Raw genomic sequence first — 18,994 nt, forward strand, 5'->3', positions numbered from 1 at the left:
TTGCACCTCTTCGTCTTGTACCTCTTCGACTTGTTCCTCTTCGTCCGGAGTCCCCATGGCCCTGAACGCCCGACGCACCCGTCAACTGCTGGAGGCGGCCGCTCCGTTGCTGCTTCAGGGCGAACGGGTCGAGCTCACCACCCTGGCCGGCGTCGGCACAGTCTCCGTGCGCAAGCAGGCGCTGACCGCCGCCGTGGTGGGCGTGCTCAGCGCGGGCACGGTGATGGCCACGGTCACGCCCCGCCCGATGTACCTGGTCCTCACCGACCAGCGGGTGCTGTTCTTCGACGGAAACCGCGGCGGCAAGCCGGGCCCGGCGCAACTGGACCTGCCCCGCCCCCATGTCTCCGTCGGTGGCTCGAAGAAGGCCTTCCTCGGCCTGCAGTACGTCACCCATCTGTCGGTGGCCGGCCAGGACAAGGGCCTGAAGATCACGTTCCCGGTCCAGCACCGCGCGGACGGCCCACGGTTCGTGTCCGGCCTGCCGACAACGCGCTGACACGCTCGGGCCGCCGAAGCCGACGCCCTGCGTGTGGTACTTGAGGGCTTCGGCGACTGATCAGGCGCCGCACTGCTTCAGCATCATCCGCTTGTCCGCCGGCGTCACCGGCAGCTCGTACTTCCGTGACACCTGGGCGAAGCGCACGCTGTACGCGCACCGGATGCCCTTGCTCGGCGGGAGCCAGGTCGCCGGGCCGGAGTCGCCCTTGGCGGAGTTGGCGGGGCCGTCCACGGGGAGCAGGTTGAGCGGGTCGTTGGCTATCTGCTCGCGCTTGTCCTTCGTCCAGTGCGCGGCACCCATCTGCCAGTCGTAGGACAGCGGCATGACGTGGTCGATCTGGACGGTGGTCGCGTGCGACTTGGTCCACTGGATCGTGTGGCCCGTGTACGGGTCGTCCAGGGTCATCGAGACGATCACACAGTTGGAGCCCTTGCGGAAGCGCACGTCCTGGCCGTCGCGTTTCAGCAGGTCGTTGCGGGTGTCACAGCCGTTGCGCGCCCACGGGACGCCGTCCGCGGTGTCCATCCACGCGTAGCCGAACCTGTCCCGGTCGTAGCCGGTCTTCGGGCCGCGCCCCTTCGTCGACAGCGACTCGATGAGCGCGCGGGCCGCGGCCTTGTCGGCCTCGCTCGTCAGGGGCGCCAGGCCCGGCTTCGTGCCGTCGGGGTTCTTCAACGGGCTGACGGAGTGTCCGTCCGACGCCGGGGCGGGCGCTCCGCTCCCCGTCGGCGAACTGCCGCTGTTCGCGCCGCCGTCGCACCCGCTGACCAGTGCCACGGCGGCGCACACCGCCACGCCGCCGGCCCGCAGCAGAGGGCGCGCCCCGCCACGGTGCCTCGCGAGCCCCTCCGTACCCCGGCGCACCTCTGCGCGCATGAGCCCTCCCCTTGCCGTGCGGCCCCACCTTCGTGTGCCGGGCCTGTCTTTCCCGTGCCCACGGTAATCGGGAAGATGTGCGGCTCGGGCGGGGCGCGAGGAGGCAAACGGCGCAGATGGGGCGTATCGGCGATGCTTTGTATCCTGTGCCCGGACGGGGCTACGAGCCCAGGACGGACGCCAGGAACTCACCGACCCAGCCCAGCAGTTCGCGGCCGATCAGCGGCTTGCCGCCGACCTTCGCCGTCTTCGGGCGGGGCACCAGGACCTGGTGCACGGCCGGCTTGATGACCGTGCCCGGGTACAGGCGCTTCAGGCGCAGTTCCTGGGACTCGCGCAACTCCACCGGGGCGAACCGGATGTTGTTGCCCTGGAGGACGATCTCGCCCACCCCGCAGGCGCGGGCGAGCATGCGCAGGCCCGCGACCAGGAGGAGGTTCTCCACCGGTTCGGGCAGCTTGCCGTAGCGGTCGGTGAGTTCCTCGCGGACGGCCTTGATGTCCTCCTCCGAGTTGGCGGAGGCGATCGAGCGGTAGGCCTGGAGCCGCAGGCGCTCGCCGGGCGCGTAGTCGTGCGGGACGTGCGCGTCGACCGGAAGCTCGATCTTGACCTCCAGCGGCGCCTCCTCCTCGATCTCGCCGGTCTCCAGCTGGCGGCGGTAGTCCGCGACCGCCTCGCCGACCATGCGGACGTAGAGGTCGAAGCCGACGCCCGCGATGTGGCCGGACTGCTCGCCGCCGAGCAGGTTTCCGGCGCCGCGGATCTCCAGGTCCTTCATCGCCACGTACATGCCCGCACCCATCTCCGTGTGCTGGGCGATGGTGGCGAGGCGCTCGTGGGCGGTCTCCGTCAGCGGCTTCTCCGGCGGGTAGAGGAAGTAGGCGTAGCCGCGCTCGCGGCCACGTCCGACCCGGCCGCGGAGCTGGTGCAGTTGGGAGAGGCCGAAGTTGTCGCCGCGCTCCACGATCAGGGTGTTGGCGTTGGAGATGTCGATGCCCGACTCGACGATCGTCGTGGAGACCAGCACGTCGAACTTCTTCTCCCAGAAGTCGACCACGACCTGTTCCAGGGCCGACTCCGACATCTGGCCGTGCGCCGTGGCGATCCGGGCCTCCGGCACGATCTCGCGCAGCCGCGCAGCCGCCCGGTCGATGGTCTCCACCCGGTTGTGGATGTAGAAGACCTGGCCCTCGCGCAGCAGCTCGCGGCGGATCGCCGCGCCGATCTGCTTCTCCTCGTACGGCCCGACGAAGGTCAGCACCGGGTGGCGCTCCTCCGGCGGAGTGGTGATCGTGGACATCTCGCGGATGCCCGTCACCGCCATTTCCAGGGTGCGCGGGATCGGGGTCGCGGACATCGTCAGCACGTCGACGTTGGCGCGCAGCTTCTTCAGCTGCTCCTTGTGCTCGACACCGAAGCGCTGCTCCTCGTCGACGATGACCAGGCCCAGGTCCTTGAACTTCGTCTCGGAGGAGAACAGGCGGTGGGTGCCGATGACGACGTCCACCGAGCCCTCGCGCAGGCCCTCCAGGACCGCCTTCGCCTCGGTGTCGGTCTGGAAGCGGGAGAGCGCCCGCACATTGACCGGGAACTGCGAGTAGCGCTCGCTGAACGTGCCGAAGTGCTGCTGCACCAGCAGGGTCGTCGGGACCAGCACCGCGACCTGCTTGCCGTCCTGGACGGCCTTGAAGGCGGCGCGGACCGCGATCTCCGTCTTGCCGTAGCCGACGTCGCCGCAGATCAGCCGGTCCATCGGGACCGACTTCTCCATGTCCTCCTTGACCTCGGCGATCGTGGTCAGCTGGTCGGGCGTCTCCGCGTAGGGGAAGGCGTCCTCCAGCTCGCGCTGCCAGGGCGTGTCGGCGCCGAAGGTGTGACCGGGGGCGGCCATCCGGGCCGAGTACAACTTGATCAGGTCGGCGGCGATCTCCTTGACCGCCTTCTTCGCCCGTGCCTTGGTCTTGGTCCAGTCGGCGCCGCCGAGCCGGTGCAGGGTGGGCGCCTCGCCGCCGACGTACTTGGTGATCTGCTCCAGCTGGTCGGTGGGGATGTAGAGACGGTCGCCGGGCTGGCCGCGCTTGGCCGGGGCGTACTCCACCACCAGGTACTCGCGGGTGGCGCCCTGCACGGTGCGCTGCGCCATCTCGATGTAGCGGCCTACGCCGTGCTGCTCGTGGACGATGTAGTCGCCCGCCTCCAGGGTCAGCGGGTCGATGGTCTTGCGGCGGCGGGCCGGCATCCGGGCGCCGTCCCGGGTGGCCGCGCGCTGCCCGGACAGGTCGGTCTCGGTGAGCACGGCCAGCTTCAGCGCGGGGTCGACGAAGCCGTGGTCGATGCAGCCGCACGCCACGTGCACCACCGACGGGGACGGCTCCCCGAGGTCGGCGTCCAGACGGGCCGCGATGCCCTCGCCGCCCAGCACCTCGACCGTGCGGGTGGCCGGGCCGTGCCCCTCGGTGACGTAGACGGTGCGCCAGCCGTCGGCCAGCCAGCCCTTGGTGTCGGCGAGCGCCCGCGCGGTGTCGCCCCGGTACGTCTCCGGCGCGTGCATGCCCAGTTTGAGGGTGTCCCCGCCGCCGTCGGCGTACCCGTCGTACGCCGTCTCGTCGGCGGCGAACGGGGAGACGGACCACCACATCATGTCCAGCTCGCGGGCCCGGTCCCGGACGTCCGCGATCGACCACAGGGAGGCCGCACCGACGTCGATCGGCGCCTCGCCGCCACCGGCGCTGGCCGCCCAGGACGCCTGGAGGAACTCCTGGGAGGTCGCCACCAGGTCCGCGGCGCGCGTGCGCACCCGCTCCGGGTCGCACACCACGGCCATCGAACCCTTGGGCAGCACGTCGAGAAGCAGCTCCATGTCGTCGACGAGGACGGGGGCGAGGGACTCCATGCCCTCCACCGCGATGCCCTCGGCGATCTTGCCGAGCAGCTCGCCAAGCTCCGGGTGCTGCTCGGCCAGGGCGCGCGCACGCGCGCGTACGTCCTCGGTGAGCAGCAGCTCGCGGCAGGGCGGGGCCCACAGGCCGTGCTCGGCCACTTCCAGGGAGCGCTGGTCCGCGACCTTGAAGTAGCGGATCTCCTCGACGTCGTCGCCCCAGAACTCGATGCGCAGCGGGTGTTCCTCGGTGGGCGGGAACACATCCAGGATGCCGCCGCGCACGGCGAACTCGCCGCGCTTCTCCACCAGCTCCACGCGCGCGTACGCGGCGGCGGCGAGGGCTTCGACGACATCGTTCAGATCGGCGGTCCGGCCGGTTCTCAGGGCGACGGGCTCGAGGTCTCCCAGACCCTTGACCTGCGGCTGGAGCACCGAGCGGATCGGTGCGACGACGACGGAGACCGGGCCGGTCTCGGGGTCGTCGGGGCTCGGGTGGGCCAGCCGGCGCAGCACGGCGAGCCTGCGGCCCACGGTGTCGCTGCGCGGGCTGAGCCGCTCGTGCGGAAGCGTCTCCCAGGAGGGGTAGTCCACGACGCTCTCCGGCGGCAGCAGGGAGCGCAGCGCCGCGGCCAGGTCCTCGGCCTCGCGGCCGGTCGCCGTCACCGCGAGCACGGTGCGGGCGGCCTCGCGGGCCAGGGCGGCGACCGCGAAGGGGCGGGCGGCGGGCGGGCCGACGAGGTCGACGTGCATCCGGTTGCCGTCCGCGGCCGCGGTGATCGCTTCCGCGAGGGCGGGGTCCTTGACGACGGCGTCGAGCAGACCGTGCAGGCTCATGGAGGGCTTTCCATCCTGGGGTGGCAGGGCGTGGGCAACGCGAAGGGCCCGACTCGGGTGCGGGGCGGGCTTCCTTCAGCCTACGACGCCGGCAGCCGGACCGGTGGGGCTGTGAACAGCGCCTCGACCGTCGAACAGGTGTCCGGCACGAGTGGTGTGCGGGGTCGCCGACATGCACGAGCCCGGGGTCGGCAAGCCTCCTGGCTTGCCGACCCCGGGCTTCCCCGTGACCCCCGTCCACGGAGGCGTCGTCGCGGTCGCTACTCCGTGGCGATCGCGTTCAGCACGTTCATCCGGCCCGCCCGGAACGCCGGGATCAGGGCGGCGAACAGGCCCACGAAGGCCGAGCCGATGAAGACTCCGGTGATCGTCGGCCAGGGGATGTCCAGGACCTTCAGGCCCTCCAGGGCGAGGAGCTTCTGGGCGGTCGCGCCCCAGCCCATGCCCAGGCCCAGGCCCAGCAGGGCGCCGAAGAGGGCGATGACCACCGACTCCATGCGGATCATGCGGCGCAGCTGACGGCGGGAGAGGCCGATCGCCCGCATCAGGCCGATCTCGCGGGTCCGCTCCACCACCGACAGCGCCAGGGTGTTCACCACACCCAGGATCGCGACGATGATCGCCAGCGCCAGCAGGCCGTAGATCATGTTCAGCAGCTGGCCGATCTGGTCCTTCAGCGCCTGCTTGTAGTCGGTCTGGTCACGCACCGTGTACTGCGGGTAGTCGTGCAGCGCGGACTTCAGCGACTTGTAGGCGGCGTCCTGCTGCCCGTCCTTGGCGCTGGCGAAGACCAGCTGGTCCAGCGGCATCTTGTCGGCGGGCACGTGCTTGGCGAGCGTGGCGATCGACGTGTACATCGCGCCCTGGTCGATGACGACGTCGCTGCTGGTGATCGCGCGGACCGTCAGATGGGCCGTGGAGCCGTTCTGGAAGGCGACGGCGATCTTCGAGCCGAGGTGGATGTCGTGGTCCTTGGCGAACTTCTCGTGCACGGACATCGAGTTCGGCAGATAGGCGTCCTTCAGATTCCCGGCGACGGTCTTGGTGCGCAGGTCCGTCGCGTACGTCGGGTCGGCCGCGGTGATCGCCGTGTCGTCGAGGGTCTTGCCGTCCGGGGTGGTGAAGTCGGCCTTGGTCCACTTGTACTCGGTGACCCGCGCCAGCCCCGGCGTGTCCTTGATCGCCTCGACCGCCTGCGGGGTGACCAGCTGACCGTTGTCGGACTGGATGATGAAGTCCGTGCCGACGGTCTTGTCGAGCTGGTCGGTGGCGGAGGCGACCATGGAGGAGCCGACCACCGAGAGGCAGGCGACCAGCGCGAGGCCGATCATCAGCGCGGCGCCCGTGGCACCGGTGCGGCGCGGGTTGCGCAGCGCGTTGCGTTCGGCCATCCGGCCCACCGGCCCGAAGGCCCGCAGCAGTACGGCGCCCAGGACGCGCACCACGCCGCCCGCGAGCAGCGGACCGATGACGACGAACCCGATCAGCGACAGCACCACGCCCAGGCCCAGCCAGAGCGAGCCGTCCTTCGCCTTGTCGACGCCCGCGGCCTGGTAGAGGCTGTAGCCGCCGGCACCGGTCAGCACCAGGCCCACCAGGGCCCGGATCCGCCCGGCCCTGGCGTCGGCCGGGGCTCCGGCGTCGCGCAGCGCGGCCATCGGGGAGACCTTGCCGGCCCGGCGGGCGGGCAGATAGGCGGCGAGGACGGTGACGACGACGCCGAGCACCAGACCGACCACCGGGGTCGTCCAGGCGATCGTCAGATCGCTGGTCGACAGGTGCATCCCCATCTGGCCCATGAGCTTCATCAGCCCGACCGCGAGGCCGACGCCCGCACCGACACCCAGCACCGAGCCGAACACACCGAGCAGCAGCGCCTCGGCCAGGACGGAGCGGTTGACCTGCTTGCGGCTGGAGCCGATGGCCCGCATCAGGCCGATCTCGCGGGTGCGCTGGGCGACCAGCATCGAGAAGGTGTTGATGATCAGGAAGATGCCGACGAGGAAGGCGATCCCGGCGAAGCCGAGCATCGCGTACTTCATGACGTTCATGAAGCCCTCGACGTCCTTCTGGTTGGCGTCGGCGGTCTCCTTGGCGGTCTGCACCTTGTAGCCGGTGCCGATCGCCGAGAGCACGTTCGTCTTCAGCTGCGGGTCGGTCACCCCGGAGGCGGCCGTGACGTTGATGTTGGTGTAGACGCCGGTCCTGCCGACGAGCGTCTGCTGCGCCGTCCTGGTGTCCAGGTAGAAGATCGCCGCACCGGGGTTGGTGACCTGGAAGGCGGCGATGCCGGAGATCCTCGCGCGGTGCGTGCCGACCGCGCTGATCACGCCGATCTCGTCACCGAGCTTCAGGTGGTGCTTGTCGACGGTGTCGGCGTCGACCATCACCTGGTCCGGGCCCTTGGGCGCCGTACCGGAGGTGATCTTCATGGTGCGTGCGTCGTTGCCGTTCCAGCTGCCGACGATGGTCGGAGCGCCGCTGGAGGGCGACAGGTTGTCCTTCTTGCCGTCGACGACGGTGACGGAGGTCGAGAAGACCGTCCCCTCCGCCGACTTCACGCCCTGCGCCCCGCGCACCTTGCCGAGCACGGAGGCCGGCATGACCGGCGGCTTGCCGTCGTCGGCGGTCGTCTCACCGCTGTCCGAGGCGCCCTTGGCGCTCACCGACACATCGGACGACGTCGCCTGGAACAGCTTGTCGAAGGTGGTGTTCATGGTGTCGGTGAACACCAGCGTCCCGCAGACGAAGGCCACCGACAGCAGGACGGCGATCGCCGAGAGGGCCATCCGTCCCTTGTGCGCGAAGAAGTTGCGCATCGATGTCTTCAGGACGGTCATGACGTACGCCCCCGGGCGTCGAAGTCCTTCATGCGGTCCAGGACCTGATCGGCCGTCGGCTGGTGCATCTCGTCGACGATCCGGCCGTCGGCGAGGTACAGCACCCGGTCCGCGTAGGAGGCGGCCACCGGGTCGTGGGTGACCATCACGATCGTCTGGCCCAGCTCGTCGACCGAGCGGCGCAGGAAGCCGAGGACCTCGGCGCCCGCGCGGGAGTCCAGGTTTCCGGTCGGCTCGTCACCGAAGATGATCTCGGGCCGGGCGGCGAGCGCGCGGGCCACGGCGACCCGCTGCTGCTGACCGCCGGAGAGCTGGTTGGGACGGTGCTTGAGCCGCCCGGCCAGGCCGACGGTCTCGACCACCCGGTCCAGCCACGCCCGGTCCGGCTTCCGGCCGGCGATGTCCATGGGCAGGGTGATGTTCTCGATCGCGTTCAGCGTCGGCAGCAGGTTGAACGCCTGGAAGATGAACCCGATCCGGTCCCGGCGGAGCTGGGTGAGCTTCTTGTCCTTCAGCCCGGTGATCTCGGTCTCGTCCAGGTAGATCTGACCGCTCGTCACGGTGTCGAGCCCGGCCAGGCAGTGCATCAGCGTGGACTTGCCGGACCCGGAGGGGCCCATGATCGCGGTGAACTGGCCGCGGGCGATGTCCACGTCGACGTGGTCGAGGGCGACGACTCGGGTCTCCCCGGCCCCGTAGGCCTTCACGACCTGCCGCGCCCGCGCGGCAACGGCCGTAGTCCCTCCAGTACCCCCGTGCCTGGGAATGGTCACAGCCGATGTCACGGTAAGTCTCCTATGTCGGTCAGCGGTTGGTCGTGCCTTCGCCCGTCTGTCGAGCGAGGTGCTTCGGTACGCCCATGAGTCTGGTCGGCGTGAGGCTCCGGCGCGCTGGTGCCGGGCCCCGTCTTCTGCGGGGGAAAACCCCACCCCCGTTGGTGCGGTGCGCCGCCGCCCGGCGGTGCCGTGCCGCTCCCTCAGTGGCGTAAAGCCAGGTTAAGGACGGCCCCGGTGCCCTCTCGTCCTCCGCCGGTACGAACCCTCCCCGACCCCAGGTACGGAGCAACCCCTAGGGGCTCTCCACCGACGGGTGGACCTCGTCTCAGGGTCGCGTCCACCCACCGGCCCAGCGAGCCTCCACCCTCCCGCCACGTGAGGATCAAGTGCGAAGCTGTCCGCCGAAGATAGATGCACAGGGAAAGGATCCGCCGTGGGCAGCACCGAATCCGCGCTGCGCCGGGCCACCGGGCGCACCGCGCCCGACCGCCGGGGCGCCGTCGTCGCCGCGCTGATGCTCGCCATGGCGCTGGCGGCGCTGGACTCGACGATCGTGTCGACCGCCGTCCCGCAGATCGTCGGCGACCTCGGCGGCTTCACCCTCTTCTCCTGGCTGTTCTCCGGCTATCTGCTGGCCGTGACGGTGACGCTGCCCGTCTACGGCAAGCTCTCCGACACCTTCGGCCGCAAGCCGGTCCTCGTCGCGGGCGCGGCCCTCTTCCTGCTCGGCTCGCTGCTGTGTGCCGGCGCCTGGGGCATGGGCGCGCTGATCGCCTTCCGGGTCGTCCAGGGCCTGGGCGGCGGGGCGTTGCAGGGCACCGTCCAGACGCTCGCCGCCGACCTCTACCCGCTGGAGCAGCGCCCTCGGATCCAGGCCAGGCTGTCCACCGTGTGGGCGGTGTCCGCGATCGCCGGCCCGGCACTCGGCGGCCTGCTCGCGGCGTACGCCGACTGGCGCTGGATCTTCCTGGTGAACCTGCCGGTCGGCGCCCTCGCGCTGTGGCTGATCGTCCGCCATCTGCACGAGCCGGAGCGGGAGCGCTCCGCGCGCCCGCGCGTCGACTGGGCCGGCGCGCTGGCCGTGTTCGCCTGCGCGGGCGCCCTGCTGACCGCGACGGTCCAGGGCGGCGTGGCCTGGCCCTGGCTGTCGGCACCGTCCCTGGCGCTGTTCGGTACGGGAGGGGCGCTGGCCGCGCTGGTGGTGGTGATCGAGCGGCGGGCGGCCGAGCCGATCATCCCGGGGTGGGTGTGGCGCCGCCGCACGATCGCCGCGGTGAACCTGGCGCTGGGCGCCCTGGGACTGCTGATGGTCGCTCCCACCGTCTTCCTGCCCACCTACGCCCAGTCGGTCCTCGGCCTGGCGCCGGTGGCCGCCGGCTTCGTGCTGTCGGTGTGGACGCTGAGCTGGCCGATCTCGGCGGCGCTCAGCCAGCACGTCTACCGCCGGATCGGCTTCCGCAACACCGCGCTGCTGGGCATCGGCACGGCGGCCGTGCTCCTGTTCGCGTTCCCCTTCCTGCCGTATCCGGGTGCGGCCTGGCAGCCGACGGTGCTGATGCTCGCCCTGGGCGCGGCCCTCGGCCTGTTCCAGTTGCCGCTGATCGTCGGCGTGCAGTCGACGGTCGGCTGGTCGGAGCGCGGCACGGCCACCGCCTCGGTCCTCTTCTGCCGCCAGACCGGCCAGACGCTCGGCGCCTCCGTGTTCGGCGCGGTCGCCAACGGCGTGCTGTCCGCGCGCCTGGGCGGCGCGAGCGACCTGGACGCGGTGACCCGGGCGCTGGACGCGGGCACGGCGGCCGAACCGACCCGCCGGGCCGTCGCGGACGCGGTGCACGCGGTCTACCTGGGCGCGGGTTGCGCGGCGGCGCTGGCCTTCGCGGTCCTGCTCACGCTGGCGCCGCGGCGCTTCCCCGTGCTGCAGGAGTGAGGCCCCGCCGGTGGGCCCCGCTCACTTGTTCAGCGCCTCCTTGCGGATCAGCTGGACGAAGCTCGGGGTGCCCTCCGTCGTGCGTACGTCGACGAACCGGTGCACGTACCGCCGGTCCTCGGCCTGCCGCAGCAGTTCCTGGGCCAGGTCGCAGCGCGCGGTGTAGCGGCCCGGCAGCCGTGACGTGCCGGTCCGGTAGTCGCTGACCCGCGGCGCGTCGAACAGCCCACCGGGGCGGACCACCGTCCAGTCCAGGTCGCTGCGGCGGACGATCTCCTCCATGCGCCGCATGTCGTCGTAGACCGTGCGTCCCATGAACCGCGCCACGGCCGGTTCCAGCACCCGGCGGAAGAGGAAGCCCTCGCCGGGCGCGGGCGTGCCGAACATGATCGTGGAGGTGACGGCGACCAGGCGGCGCACGCCGTGCGCGGTCATGGCCCTGATCAGGTGCGTGGCACCGGCGGAGTACACGCTGACCGGTTCGCGGCCGAACGGCACGCCGAGCGCCGAGATCACCGCGTCGTGCCCGGCCACCACGTCCTCGACCGCGTCCGGGTCGAGCACGTCCGCCTCGGCCACCCGCACGTGGGCTCCCCGCACCGGGAAGGCCTCGGGACGGCGGGTGACGGCGGTGACATGATGCCCGGCTGCGCTCGCCTGCTCGACGACCAGCCGCCCGGTGGGGCCGTTCGCCCCGAAGACGACGATGTTCCTGATGCTCTGCACGGTGGACTCCCCTTCGGCCACTGCGACGCACGTTGCGTCGTTTCCGCGTTTCCAGGGACCAGAGGGTGAAGGGCCCCCGCGATGTGACATCGGGGCGGTGGAAGGGCCGAGGGCGGCGCAGTAAGCGCATACCGACCACTCAGTTTGGCGAAAACGCAGCGCAGTTCCGGGGCGCCGAGTAGCGTGCGTGACCCGCAGCACCCTCCCCACGCCACCTCCCACCCCGCACCTCTGTTCCAGAGCCGCCACTCGAGGAGCCCGGGATGTCCCACCCCGCTCACGACCCCTCGCCGCCGTACGGCACGTATCCGCCGACGCCGTACGCCGCGCACCCCTCGCCGCCGTACGCCGCGCACCCCTCGCCGCCGTACGCCACGTATCCCTGGCAGCCGTCCCCGCCCGCACCGGAGCCGGACGCGCGACGGTCGCCGCGGCGGGAGGCGCTCGGGCACCACAGCGACCTGCGGATCCTGCGCGGCGCCTACCGCTGGCAGCGGCGCGTGGCCACGCTCACCGCGCTCGGGTACTTCACGCTCTTCCTCGTCCTGTCCGCCTTCGCGCCGTCCTTCATGACGGGCGACGGCCCGGGCGGACTGCCGGTCGGGCTGCTGCTCGCCCTGGCCCAGCTCCTGGTCACCCTGCTGGCGATCTCGCTGTACGAGTACACCGCGCGCCGGTACGTCGACCCGATCGCGGACCGCATACGCCGGCAGGCCGAGCTGGACAGCAGGCGGGGGGCGACACGGTGATCCTCTTCAACGGCCCGCCCCAGGCGATGTCCCTGGTGGCGTTCACCAGCGTCGCCACCATCACCCTGCTGCTGTGCGTGATGACCGGCCCGGACCGGGACGACCTCGACGAGTTCTACACCGGCTACAGCTCCCTGTCCCCCATGCGCAACGGCCTGGCCATCGCGGGCGACTACATCTCGGCGGCCAGCGTGCTGGGCACGGGCGGGGTGATCGCCCTGTGCGGCTACGACGGGATCGTGCTGGCGCTGAGCACGGCGCTGTCGCTGATGCTGATGATGTTCCTGCTGGCCGAACCCCTGCGCAACGCGGGCCGGTTCACCATGGGGGACGCGCTGGCGCGCCGGATGCCGGGGCGGGCCGTGCGGATGACCGCGTGCGCGGTGACCATCGCCGCGCTGGTGCCGCTGATGCTGGTGCAACTGGCCGGGACGGGCCAGCTGCTGGCCTTCATCCTCGGCTTCTCCAACGACTCGCTCAAGACGGGCTGTGTGATCGGCCTGGGCGCGCTGATGATCAGTTACGCGGCCATCGGCGGGATGAAGGGAACGGCCCTCATCCAGATCCTGAAGATCGTGATGCTGCTGGGGTCCGGGGCCGTGGTCGCCCTGCTCATCCTGCAACGGTTCGACTGGGACCCCGGCACGCTCTTCCACGCGGCGGCGCAGCAGAGCGGGGTCGGGGATGCCTTCCTGCACTCGGGAATCGAGTTCGCGGGCGGCGCCAGCCCCCGCCTGGACATGATCACCGCCGAGCTGACGGTGGTCCTGGGCGGTGCGTGCCTGCCGCACATCACCATGCGTACGTACACCGCCTCCAGCGCGCGGCAGGTGCGGCGGTCGATGTCCTGGGCGGTGTCGAGCGTGGCGCTGTTCGTGCTCGTCATCACCGTGGTCGGCTTCGGCGCCACGGCGCTCGTCGGTCGCACGGTGATCGCGCGGGCCGACCCGCAGGGCAACACCGCCTATCTGCTGGGCTCGCGGGCCGCGTTCGGGGCGGACGTCTCCACCGGGGAGACGTTCCTGTTCACCGCGGTCACCACGGCCCTCTTCCTGACCCTGCTCGCCTCGGTCGCCGGAATGATCCTGGCCTGCGCCAACTCCCTCGCCCACGACGTCTTCGCCGCCCGCGTGCAGGAGATGCCGGCGCGCCGCGAGATGACGCTGGCCCGCCTCTCGGCGCTGGCGGTGGGCGTTCCCACGATCCTGCTGGCCACGCTGGTCCAGCACCGCAGCCTCCAGCCGCTGGTGACGCTGAGCTTCTGCCTGGGCGCCTCCGCCATCGCGCCCGCCCTGGTCTACAGCCTCTTCTGGCGCCGTTACACCCGAACGGGCCTGCTGAGCACCCTGATCGGGGGCACCCTCGCGGTGCTGCTGCTGATGCCGGGCACCAACCTCGTCTCCGGCTCGCCGGTGGCCGCCTTCCCCGACGCCGACTTCAACTACTTCCCCTTCACCACGACCGGCCTGGTCACCATCCCCCTCGGCTTCCTGTTCGGCTGGCTGGGCACGCTGGCCTCCGGCCGGGCGAAGGCGGAGGAGCAGCGGCACCAGTACGAGTCGGTGGAGGGCTGGATCCTGGCGGGGGCGGTACGGAGGGGGAGCTGACCCGAGGGGCGGACGGCCCGTCCGTGCTGCGCCGGGCGGGCCCTACTCGGCCCAGGCCCGCCCGGTCAGCGCGGTGATGCTGTTCTGCACGGTGTCCATCTGGGCCCGTACGTCGTCCCACATCTCGCCGTGCTCGCGCAGCACCCGTTCGGTCTCGCGGGCGATCCGGTCCGCGCGCAGCCGGGCCTCGGCCAGCACCTCGGCCGCCCTCGCCCGCGCCTCCTCCGGCGCCCGCCGCTCCTGCTCCCGGGCGTCGGCGAGGGCCTGCTCGGCCGCGGCCAGCGCGGCCTCGGCCGCCTCGAGCCGCCGGGCGTGCTCGGCCTCCAGCGCGGCCTGACGCCCGCTCTCCTCCCGTTCCGCCTCGGCGAGCCGGGCGGCGTGCTCACGGGACTGCTCGGTGAGCATCCCGGAGGTGCGCTGCCGCATCTCGCGCAGCGCCGCCATGGCCTCGCCCCGGCTCGCCTTCACCTCGCGGCGGACGGAGATCCGCAGCTCCTCGGCCTCCGCCTGGGCGGCGAGGAGCCGCTGCCTGGCCCGTTCCTCGGCCTCGGCGCGTACGGCGTCGGCGTGCGCCCGGGCGGCCCGGAGCACGGCGTCCGCGTGCGCCCGCGCCGACTCCTCGAGCTGCTGGGCCTCCTGCCGCGCCCGCTCCCGCACCGCCTGCGCCTCCCGCTGCCCCAGCTCGTACAGCCGCCGGGCGCCCTCCCCCAGCGACTCGTAGGTCTGCTCACCGATCCGGTCGGCGGCCTCCCGCAGGGCGGCGAGCTCCGCCTCCATGTTCTTGGCCAGCACGGTCAGCCGGGCGGCTCTCTCCCAGGCGGCGTCGCGTTCGTCGGAGAGTGCGTCCGCACAGGCGTTCACCTGGCTGGGACGGTAGCCACGCCCCCGCACGACCACGAAGCCGTGAAACGCGGCCGATGACCTGGAGGCGCTGTCCATCCTGAACCCCTCTCCGCCGAAGCCTCGCCGAGCGGATGCGACACGATGATTTCGCGCACATCTTGAGGTATTGGGCGGAAATGTTCATAACGCGACACTCCGGACACACGATTCGATCGGTCGCCGAACACAAAAAGGCCGGGTGCGGTCGTACCGGTCGTACGACCACACCCGGCCCGTTCGGCGTCGCCCGGCCTCGCTCGGCCTCACACGCCGTCAGGTGCTCACCCGCTCACAGCAGGCCGTCCCACATCTGCTCCAGCAGCACCGACCACCAGCTCTCCGGCGAACCGAGCGCCGCCGGGTCCAGGGCGGCCAACTGGGCCTGGAAGTCGACGGTCCAGCGGCCCGCCTGCTCCTGGTTCAGGCCGTGGCGCAGCCGCCACATCCGCCCGAGCAGCGCCAGACAGCGCGCGAACTCCGGCAGGCCGGTGTTCACGAACTGCGGCGGCACGGACGTACCGCCCGGCCCCGCCTCCACCGGCACCGCGACGATGTTGGCCGTGCCGTACTGCACGCAGATCGCCTTGCCGAAGTCGCTGCCCATGACCAGGTACGAGCCCGCGTCCGGGGCCGGCTGCACGCCGCGCTCGGCCGCCAGTTCGGCCAGCGTCGGCACCGGCCGCCCCGGCTGGGCCTGCGCCCAGAAGAACGGACCCATGTCCATCGGCAGCCCCGCCACCACCAGCGTGTGCGCCACGACCGGCGGCACGCCCTGGCGGGACACCGCCGCCTGCTCGAACCGGAACACGCCCGGCCCGAAGGCCGCGCCCAGCTCCTGGGCGATGCCCTCCGGCGGAACCGGCGGCACCGCCTGCACCGGCGGGATCGGCGCCCGGACCGGGGCCGGGCGGGCGGGCCCGTCGGCCACCTGGTGCAACTCACCCTGATGGGCGAGGAGCTGCGCCATGCCCTGCTGCCGGCTCGCATGGTCGGTGCCGTACGGCGCGATCGACGTGATCCGCGCCTGCGGCCACTGCTCACGGATCATCCGTGAGCAGTAGGCACCCGGCAACTGGCACGACTCCAGCTCGGTGTGCAGCTCCAGCACCTGGTCCGGCGGCACGTTCATGGCGCGCAGCTCGTGGAAGATCTGCCACTCCGGGTGCGGCATGCCCGGCGCCGAACGCCGGATCAGCTGCTGCTCGGAACCGTCCTGAGCGCGGTAGCGCAGCACGGCCTGGTAGCCGGGACCGACGGTGGGCTGTGCCTGCTGGGGGTAGCCGTAGGCCGGGGGCTGCTGACCGGGCAGGGGCTGTCCGGGCATGGGCGGCTGACCGGGCGGCGGCATGGCGCCGGGGGGCATGGGCTGTGGCGGCTGCGGGGCGCCCGGAGGCGTACCGGGAACGCCGGGAGCACCGGGCACGCCCGGGACCGGCGGTGGCGGAGGCGCGCCGGGGCCGCCGGGCGCGGGCCCGGCCAGCATGGTCGCCGCGTGGTGCACGCCACCCTGCCCGGATCCCGGCGCGCCGGGGACCGCCGGAGCACCCGGAGCACCCGGAGCACCCGGAGCGCCGGGCGCAGCCGGCGGCTGCGGCGGACCGGGGACACCCGGAGCGGCGGGCGGACCGGGCGGCTGCGGGACGCCGCCGCCCTGGCTGGGGTCGGCGAGCATCGTGGCGGCGTGGTGGACACCGCCCGGAGGCGTACCGCCGGGCGTGCCGGGCGCACCTGGAGCACCCGGAGCCCCCGGCGGGGGAGGCGTCGGCGGACCGGCGGGCCCGTCGGGGCCGAGCGACGAGACGAGCTGGGTCGGCACGTACCCGCCCGCGGTATCGGAGGCTCCCGGCGCTCCCGGAGCTCCGGGCGCAGGCGGCACGGAGGCCGCGCCCGGCCGCGCACCGGGCGCCCCGGGGACACCCGGCGGCGGAGGCGTCGGCGAGCCGCCCCGCCCCCGGCGCGGCGGAGGCGCCGCCTTGCTCGTCGCGGCGTCCGCGATGTCACCGGCGTTCGGCGCGAGAGGCCGTCCGGGACCGGCCGGCGACGGAGTGGCCGGGGTGCCCGGAGCATCGGGGCCCTGCGGGTAGCCGTAGGACGGCGCACCGGGCGACGGCGGAGGCGGGGTACCCGGACCCGCCGGAACCCCCGCGCCCGGCACACCGGGAGCCCCGGGCACACCAGGTGCAACAGGCGCACCAGGACCCTGCGGAGAGCCGTACGACGGAGCGGCCGGCGGCGCGGGCGGAGTGCCCGGCCCCGGCGGATACGCGCTCGACGGACCGCCCGGCGGCGGAGGCGGCGTGCTGCCCTGGGGCGCGCCGGAGGGTGCTCCCGGGACGCCCGGGACCCCTGGTGCGTCCGAGCCGTCGAGTGCCGGCGCCAGAGCCGTAGGCGGAAGCCGGCTGCCGCCCGCCATCAGCGCCGTCTTGGCGTCCGGAGCGGCGGCCGGAGGCGGGGTGTCGTCGTCGGCGTCGCTCAGCGGCGGCGCGAACACGGTCGCGGGCAGCGGTACGGAACGGTCGTCCCCGCCCTCGGCGTTGGTGTCCGTCCCGGCCCACGGGGTCGCCCCGGCGGGCGCACCCGTGACACCCGCCGCGGCGGGCGCCGCCGGAACACCCGTACCCGCGCCGGCGGACCCGCTCACCGGCACCCCGGCCTGCGTCCGGGGCAGCGCGTCCCCCCCGGCACCCGCACCAGAACCGGCACCCGCGCCGACACCGGCACCAGCACCCGGTTCCGCACCGGCCCCCCGCCCACCGCTGTCACCACGCCGGTCCGGGATCCCGAGCTTGTCCGCCGCCTCCTGCAGCCACTCCGGCGGGCTCAGCAGGAACGACGTCTGGTTCAGGTCCACCCGGGCGGGCGGCGCCGCGGCGGCGGCGGAATCCGCGTCGCCGTCCGGGCCGCCGTACTCCTCCTCGTACCGGCGGATCACCTCGCCCACCGGCAGCGCGGGCCACAGCGTGGCCTCACCGCTGTCCCGCGCGATCACCAGCCGCTGCGCACCGCCGTCCGAACGCGGCCCGTCCGCACGGTCCTCGGCCCACACCACGAAACCGAGGTCGAACTCCCGTACCCGCACCTCCCGGTGCTGGTACGACGGCACATCACCGTTGATCCACTCTTCCGCGCGCTCCTGCGCCTGCGCGAAGGTCACCATCGCCCGACCTCACTCCCCCACCGACGACACGGAAGACGACGCGGACGCCACCGGGACGACCCGTGCGAAACCGCCGTCCACCATCAGGTTCGCCACCGTCTCCAACTCCGGCGGAGATCCCGCCAGCCGGGACAGGAAGGCGTCGAAGTCCGCACCGCACGGCAGCAGCAGCCGCTCCACGCGCTCGGCCTGGGACCACGACGGATCGACGTCCCGGACGTCGTCGTACGCGCAGAACCACACCGACCCGGTCCGCTCGCCCTTCACCTTCACGGCCAGCAGCCCGCCCTGCACGAAACCGACTCCCAGATAGTCCTTGGTCAGGTGGTCGCGCAGACACTTGTTGACGTACACCAGGTCGTTGACCGCCGCCTCCTCACGCACCGTGAAGAACGGCTGGTCGATCAGCAGTCCCAGCTCCGCGTCCAGCGCCGTCCCGACCGGCGCGCAACCGCCCGCCGCCTTAAGGAACGACCGGTACGCGCCCGGCAGCCGGTACCCCAGGTCCTCCTCGACCCCCTGCACCTGCTGCTCCGTCACCGCCGCACCCGACTTCGGCAGCCCGAAGTGCGCCGGCCGGGTCTCCTGCAGCGGCCGGGTGCCGCGCTTGGTCTGGTCGACGTTCGCGGTCGCGATCCCGCCGTGATGGCGCAGCAGCGCCTTCACCTCCACCGGGACCAGCTCCAGGCGCCGGGTGCTCGCCACGTGGTGCCACGTCCAGCCGTGCGGGGTCGCCACGTTCGGCACCGTGTCCCACAGCTCGTGCCCGGACGCCGCCAGCGCCGCGTTCGCGGAGACGTAGTCCGTCAGCCGCAACTCGTCGACGCCGAAGCCCTCCGGCGGCTCGGCGATCTCCGCCGCCGCCCGCGCGTACGGCGAGAAGTCGGGGTGACCACGCTCGTCCACCCGTACCCCTCTCGGGTGACGGGCGGCCCGCACCGGGTCCGGGAAGTGCACGACCTGCCCGGCATAGGCCGCGTTCGGCGGCGCGGCTTGCCCCCCGGCCTGGCGGCTGGGCGGTGCCCCCAGCCCGAGCCGACCTGATGTCATGGCGGTTGCCCCCTGCGGCACTCTGTACGACCCACGGCGGGACGGCTGCTGACGCCGTACCGCCAAGACCCGTATCGACTACTTCTCTCCAACGCGTCGACCGCGCGCATCGCGGCGTGCCGACAGCCTATGCGGTACGCCGACACCGGTCACCGGGCCTCCACCCACCGGCCACCCACTCCCCATC

Annotated in this window: 12 protein-coding genes; 4 read left to right on the forward strand and 8 right to left on the reverse strand. The window is 72.5% G+C overall.

Annotation, left to right across the window (positions count from 1 at the left end):
- Positions 1-55: 55 nt before the first annotated feature.
- Positions 56-499 (forward strand): hypothetical protein, encoded by a 444-nt coding sequence (locus tag IE318_RS12335; protein WP_030164046.1) that lies wholly within the window; start codon positions 56-58, stop codon positions 497-499.
- Positions 500-559: 60 nt separating this feature from the next.
- Here the strand turns inward: IE318_RS12335 and IE318_RS12340 are convergent, their stop codons facing one another.
- From IE318_RS12340 to IE318_RS12355, 4 genes are all read right to left on the reverse strand, one after another.
- The gene (locus IE318_RS12340; RefSeq protein ID WP_078916893.1) at positions 560-1,378 is read right to left on the reverse strand and encodes an HNH endonuclease family protein; all 819 of its coding nucleotides are present in this window, start codon (positions 1,376-1,378) and stop codon (positions 560-562) included.
- A 160-nt stretch (positions 1,379-1,538) separates the two neighbouring features.
- Complete coding sequence (gene mfd, locus IE318_RS12345) at positions 1,539-5,093, reverse strand: transcription-repair coupling factor (protein WP_189899607.1); 3,555 nt, start codon at positions 5,091-5,093, stop codon at positions 1,539-1,541.
- Between the two features lie 260 nt (positions 5,094-5,353).
- Entirely contained in the window at positions 5,354-7,933 is a 2,580-nt protein-coding gene (locus IE318_RS12350; RefSeq protein WP_189899609.1) for an ABC transporter permease, read from the reverse strand.
- Positions 7,930-8,718, reverse strand: coding sequence for an ABC transporter ATP-binding protein (locus tag IE318_RS12355; protein WP_030164036.1), 789 nt, complete (start codon positions 8,716-8,718; stop codon positions 7,930-7,932). The genes IE318_RS12350 and IE318_RS12355 overlap by 4 nt, the downstream gene beginning before the upstream one ends.
- Positions 8,719-9,142: 424 nt before the next feature.
- Here IE318_RS12355 and IE318_RS12360 point away from each other — a divergent pair, with 424 nt between their 5' ends.
- Positions 9,143-10,636 carry an MFS transporter gene (locus tag IE318_RS12360; RefSeq protein WP_229903481.1) on the forward strand — a complete coding sequence of 498 codons (1,494 nt, stop codon included), beginning with the start codon at positions 9,143-9,145 and terminating at the stop codon, positions 10,634-10,636.
- A gap of 21 nt (positions 10,637-10,657) precedes the next feature.
- On the opposite strand, the gene IE318_RS12365 is transcribed toward IE318_RS12360, so the two are convergent.
- A complete protein-coding gene (locus IE318_RS12365; protein ID WP_229903482.1) occupies positions 10,658-11,362 on the reverse strand; it encodes an NAD(P)-dependent oxidoreductase in 705 nt (234 codons plus the stop codon).
- A gap of 263 nt (positions 11,363-11,625) precedes the next feature.
- Here IE318_RS12365 and IE318_RS12370 point away from each other — a divergent pair, with 263 nt between their 5' ends.
- Both IE318_RS12370 and IE318_RS12375 read left to right on the forward strand, forming a co-directional pair.
- Positions 11,626-12,111, forward strand: coding sequence for a DUF485 domain-containing protein (locus IE318_RS12370; protein ID WP_189899613.1), 486 nt, complete (start codon positions 11,626-11,628; stop codon positions 12,109-12,111).
- Positions 12,112-12,137: 26 nt separating this feature from the next.
- Entirely contained in the window at positions 12,138-13,718 is a 1,581-nt protein-coding gene (locus IE318_RS12375) for a sodium/solute symporter (protein ID WP_030164027.1), read from the forward strand.
- A gap of 42 nt (positions 13,719-13,760) precedes the next feature.
- Here IE318_RS12375 and IE318_RS12380 read toward each other — a convergent pair whose 3' ends face one another.
- From IE318_RS12380 to IE318_RS12390, 3 genes are all read right to left on the reverse strand, one after another.
- The gene (locus tag IE318_RS12380; RefSeq protein WP_030164025.1) at positions 13,761-14,657 is read right to left on the reverse strand and encodes a coiled-coil domain-containing protein; all 897 of its coding nucleotides are present in this window, start codon (positions 14,655-14,657) and stop codon (positions 13,761-13,763) included.
- 232 nt (positions 14,658-14,889) lie between these two features.
- Positions 14,890-17,757, reverse strand: a complete 2,868-nt coding sequence (locus IE318_RS12385) for an SUKH-4 family immunity protein (protein WP_189899615.1) — start codon at positions 17,755-17,757, stop codon at positions 14,890-14,892.
- A gap of 9 nt (positions 17,758-17,766) precedes the next feature.
- Positions 17,767-18,807: an SMI1/KNR4 family protein gene (locus tag IE318_RS12390; protein ID WP_189899617.1), complete on the reverse strand. Its 1,041-nt coding sequence runs from the start codon at positions 18,805-18,807 to the stop codon at positions 17,767-17,769.
- Between the last annotated feature and the right edge of the window lie 187 nt (positions 18,808-18,994).

The organism is Streptomyces spiralis, from assembly GCF_014654675.1.
In the GTDB taxonomy this organism is placed as follows: domain Bacteria; phylum Actinomycetota; class Actinomycetes; order Streptomycetales; family Streptomycetaceae; genus Streptomyces; species Streptomyces spiralis.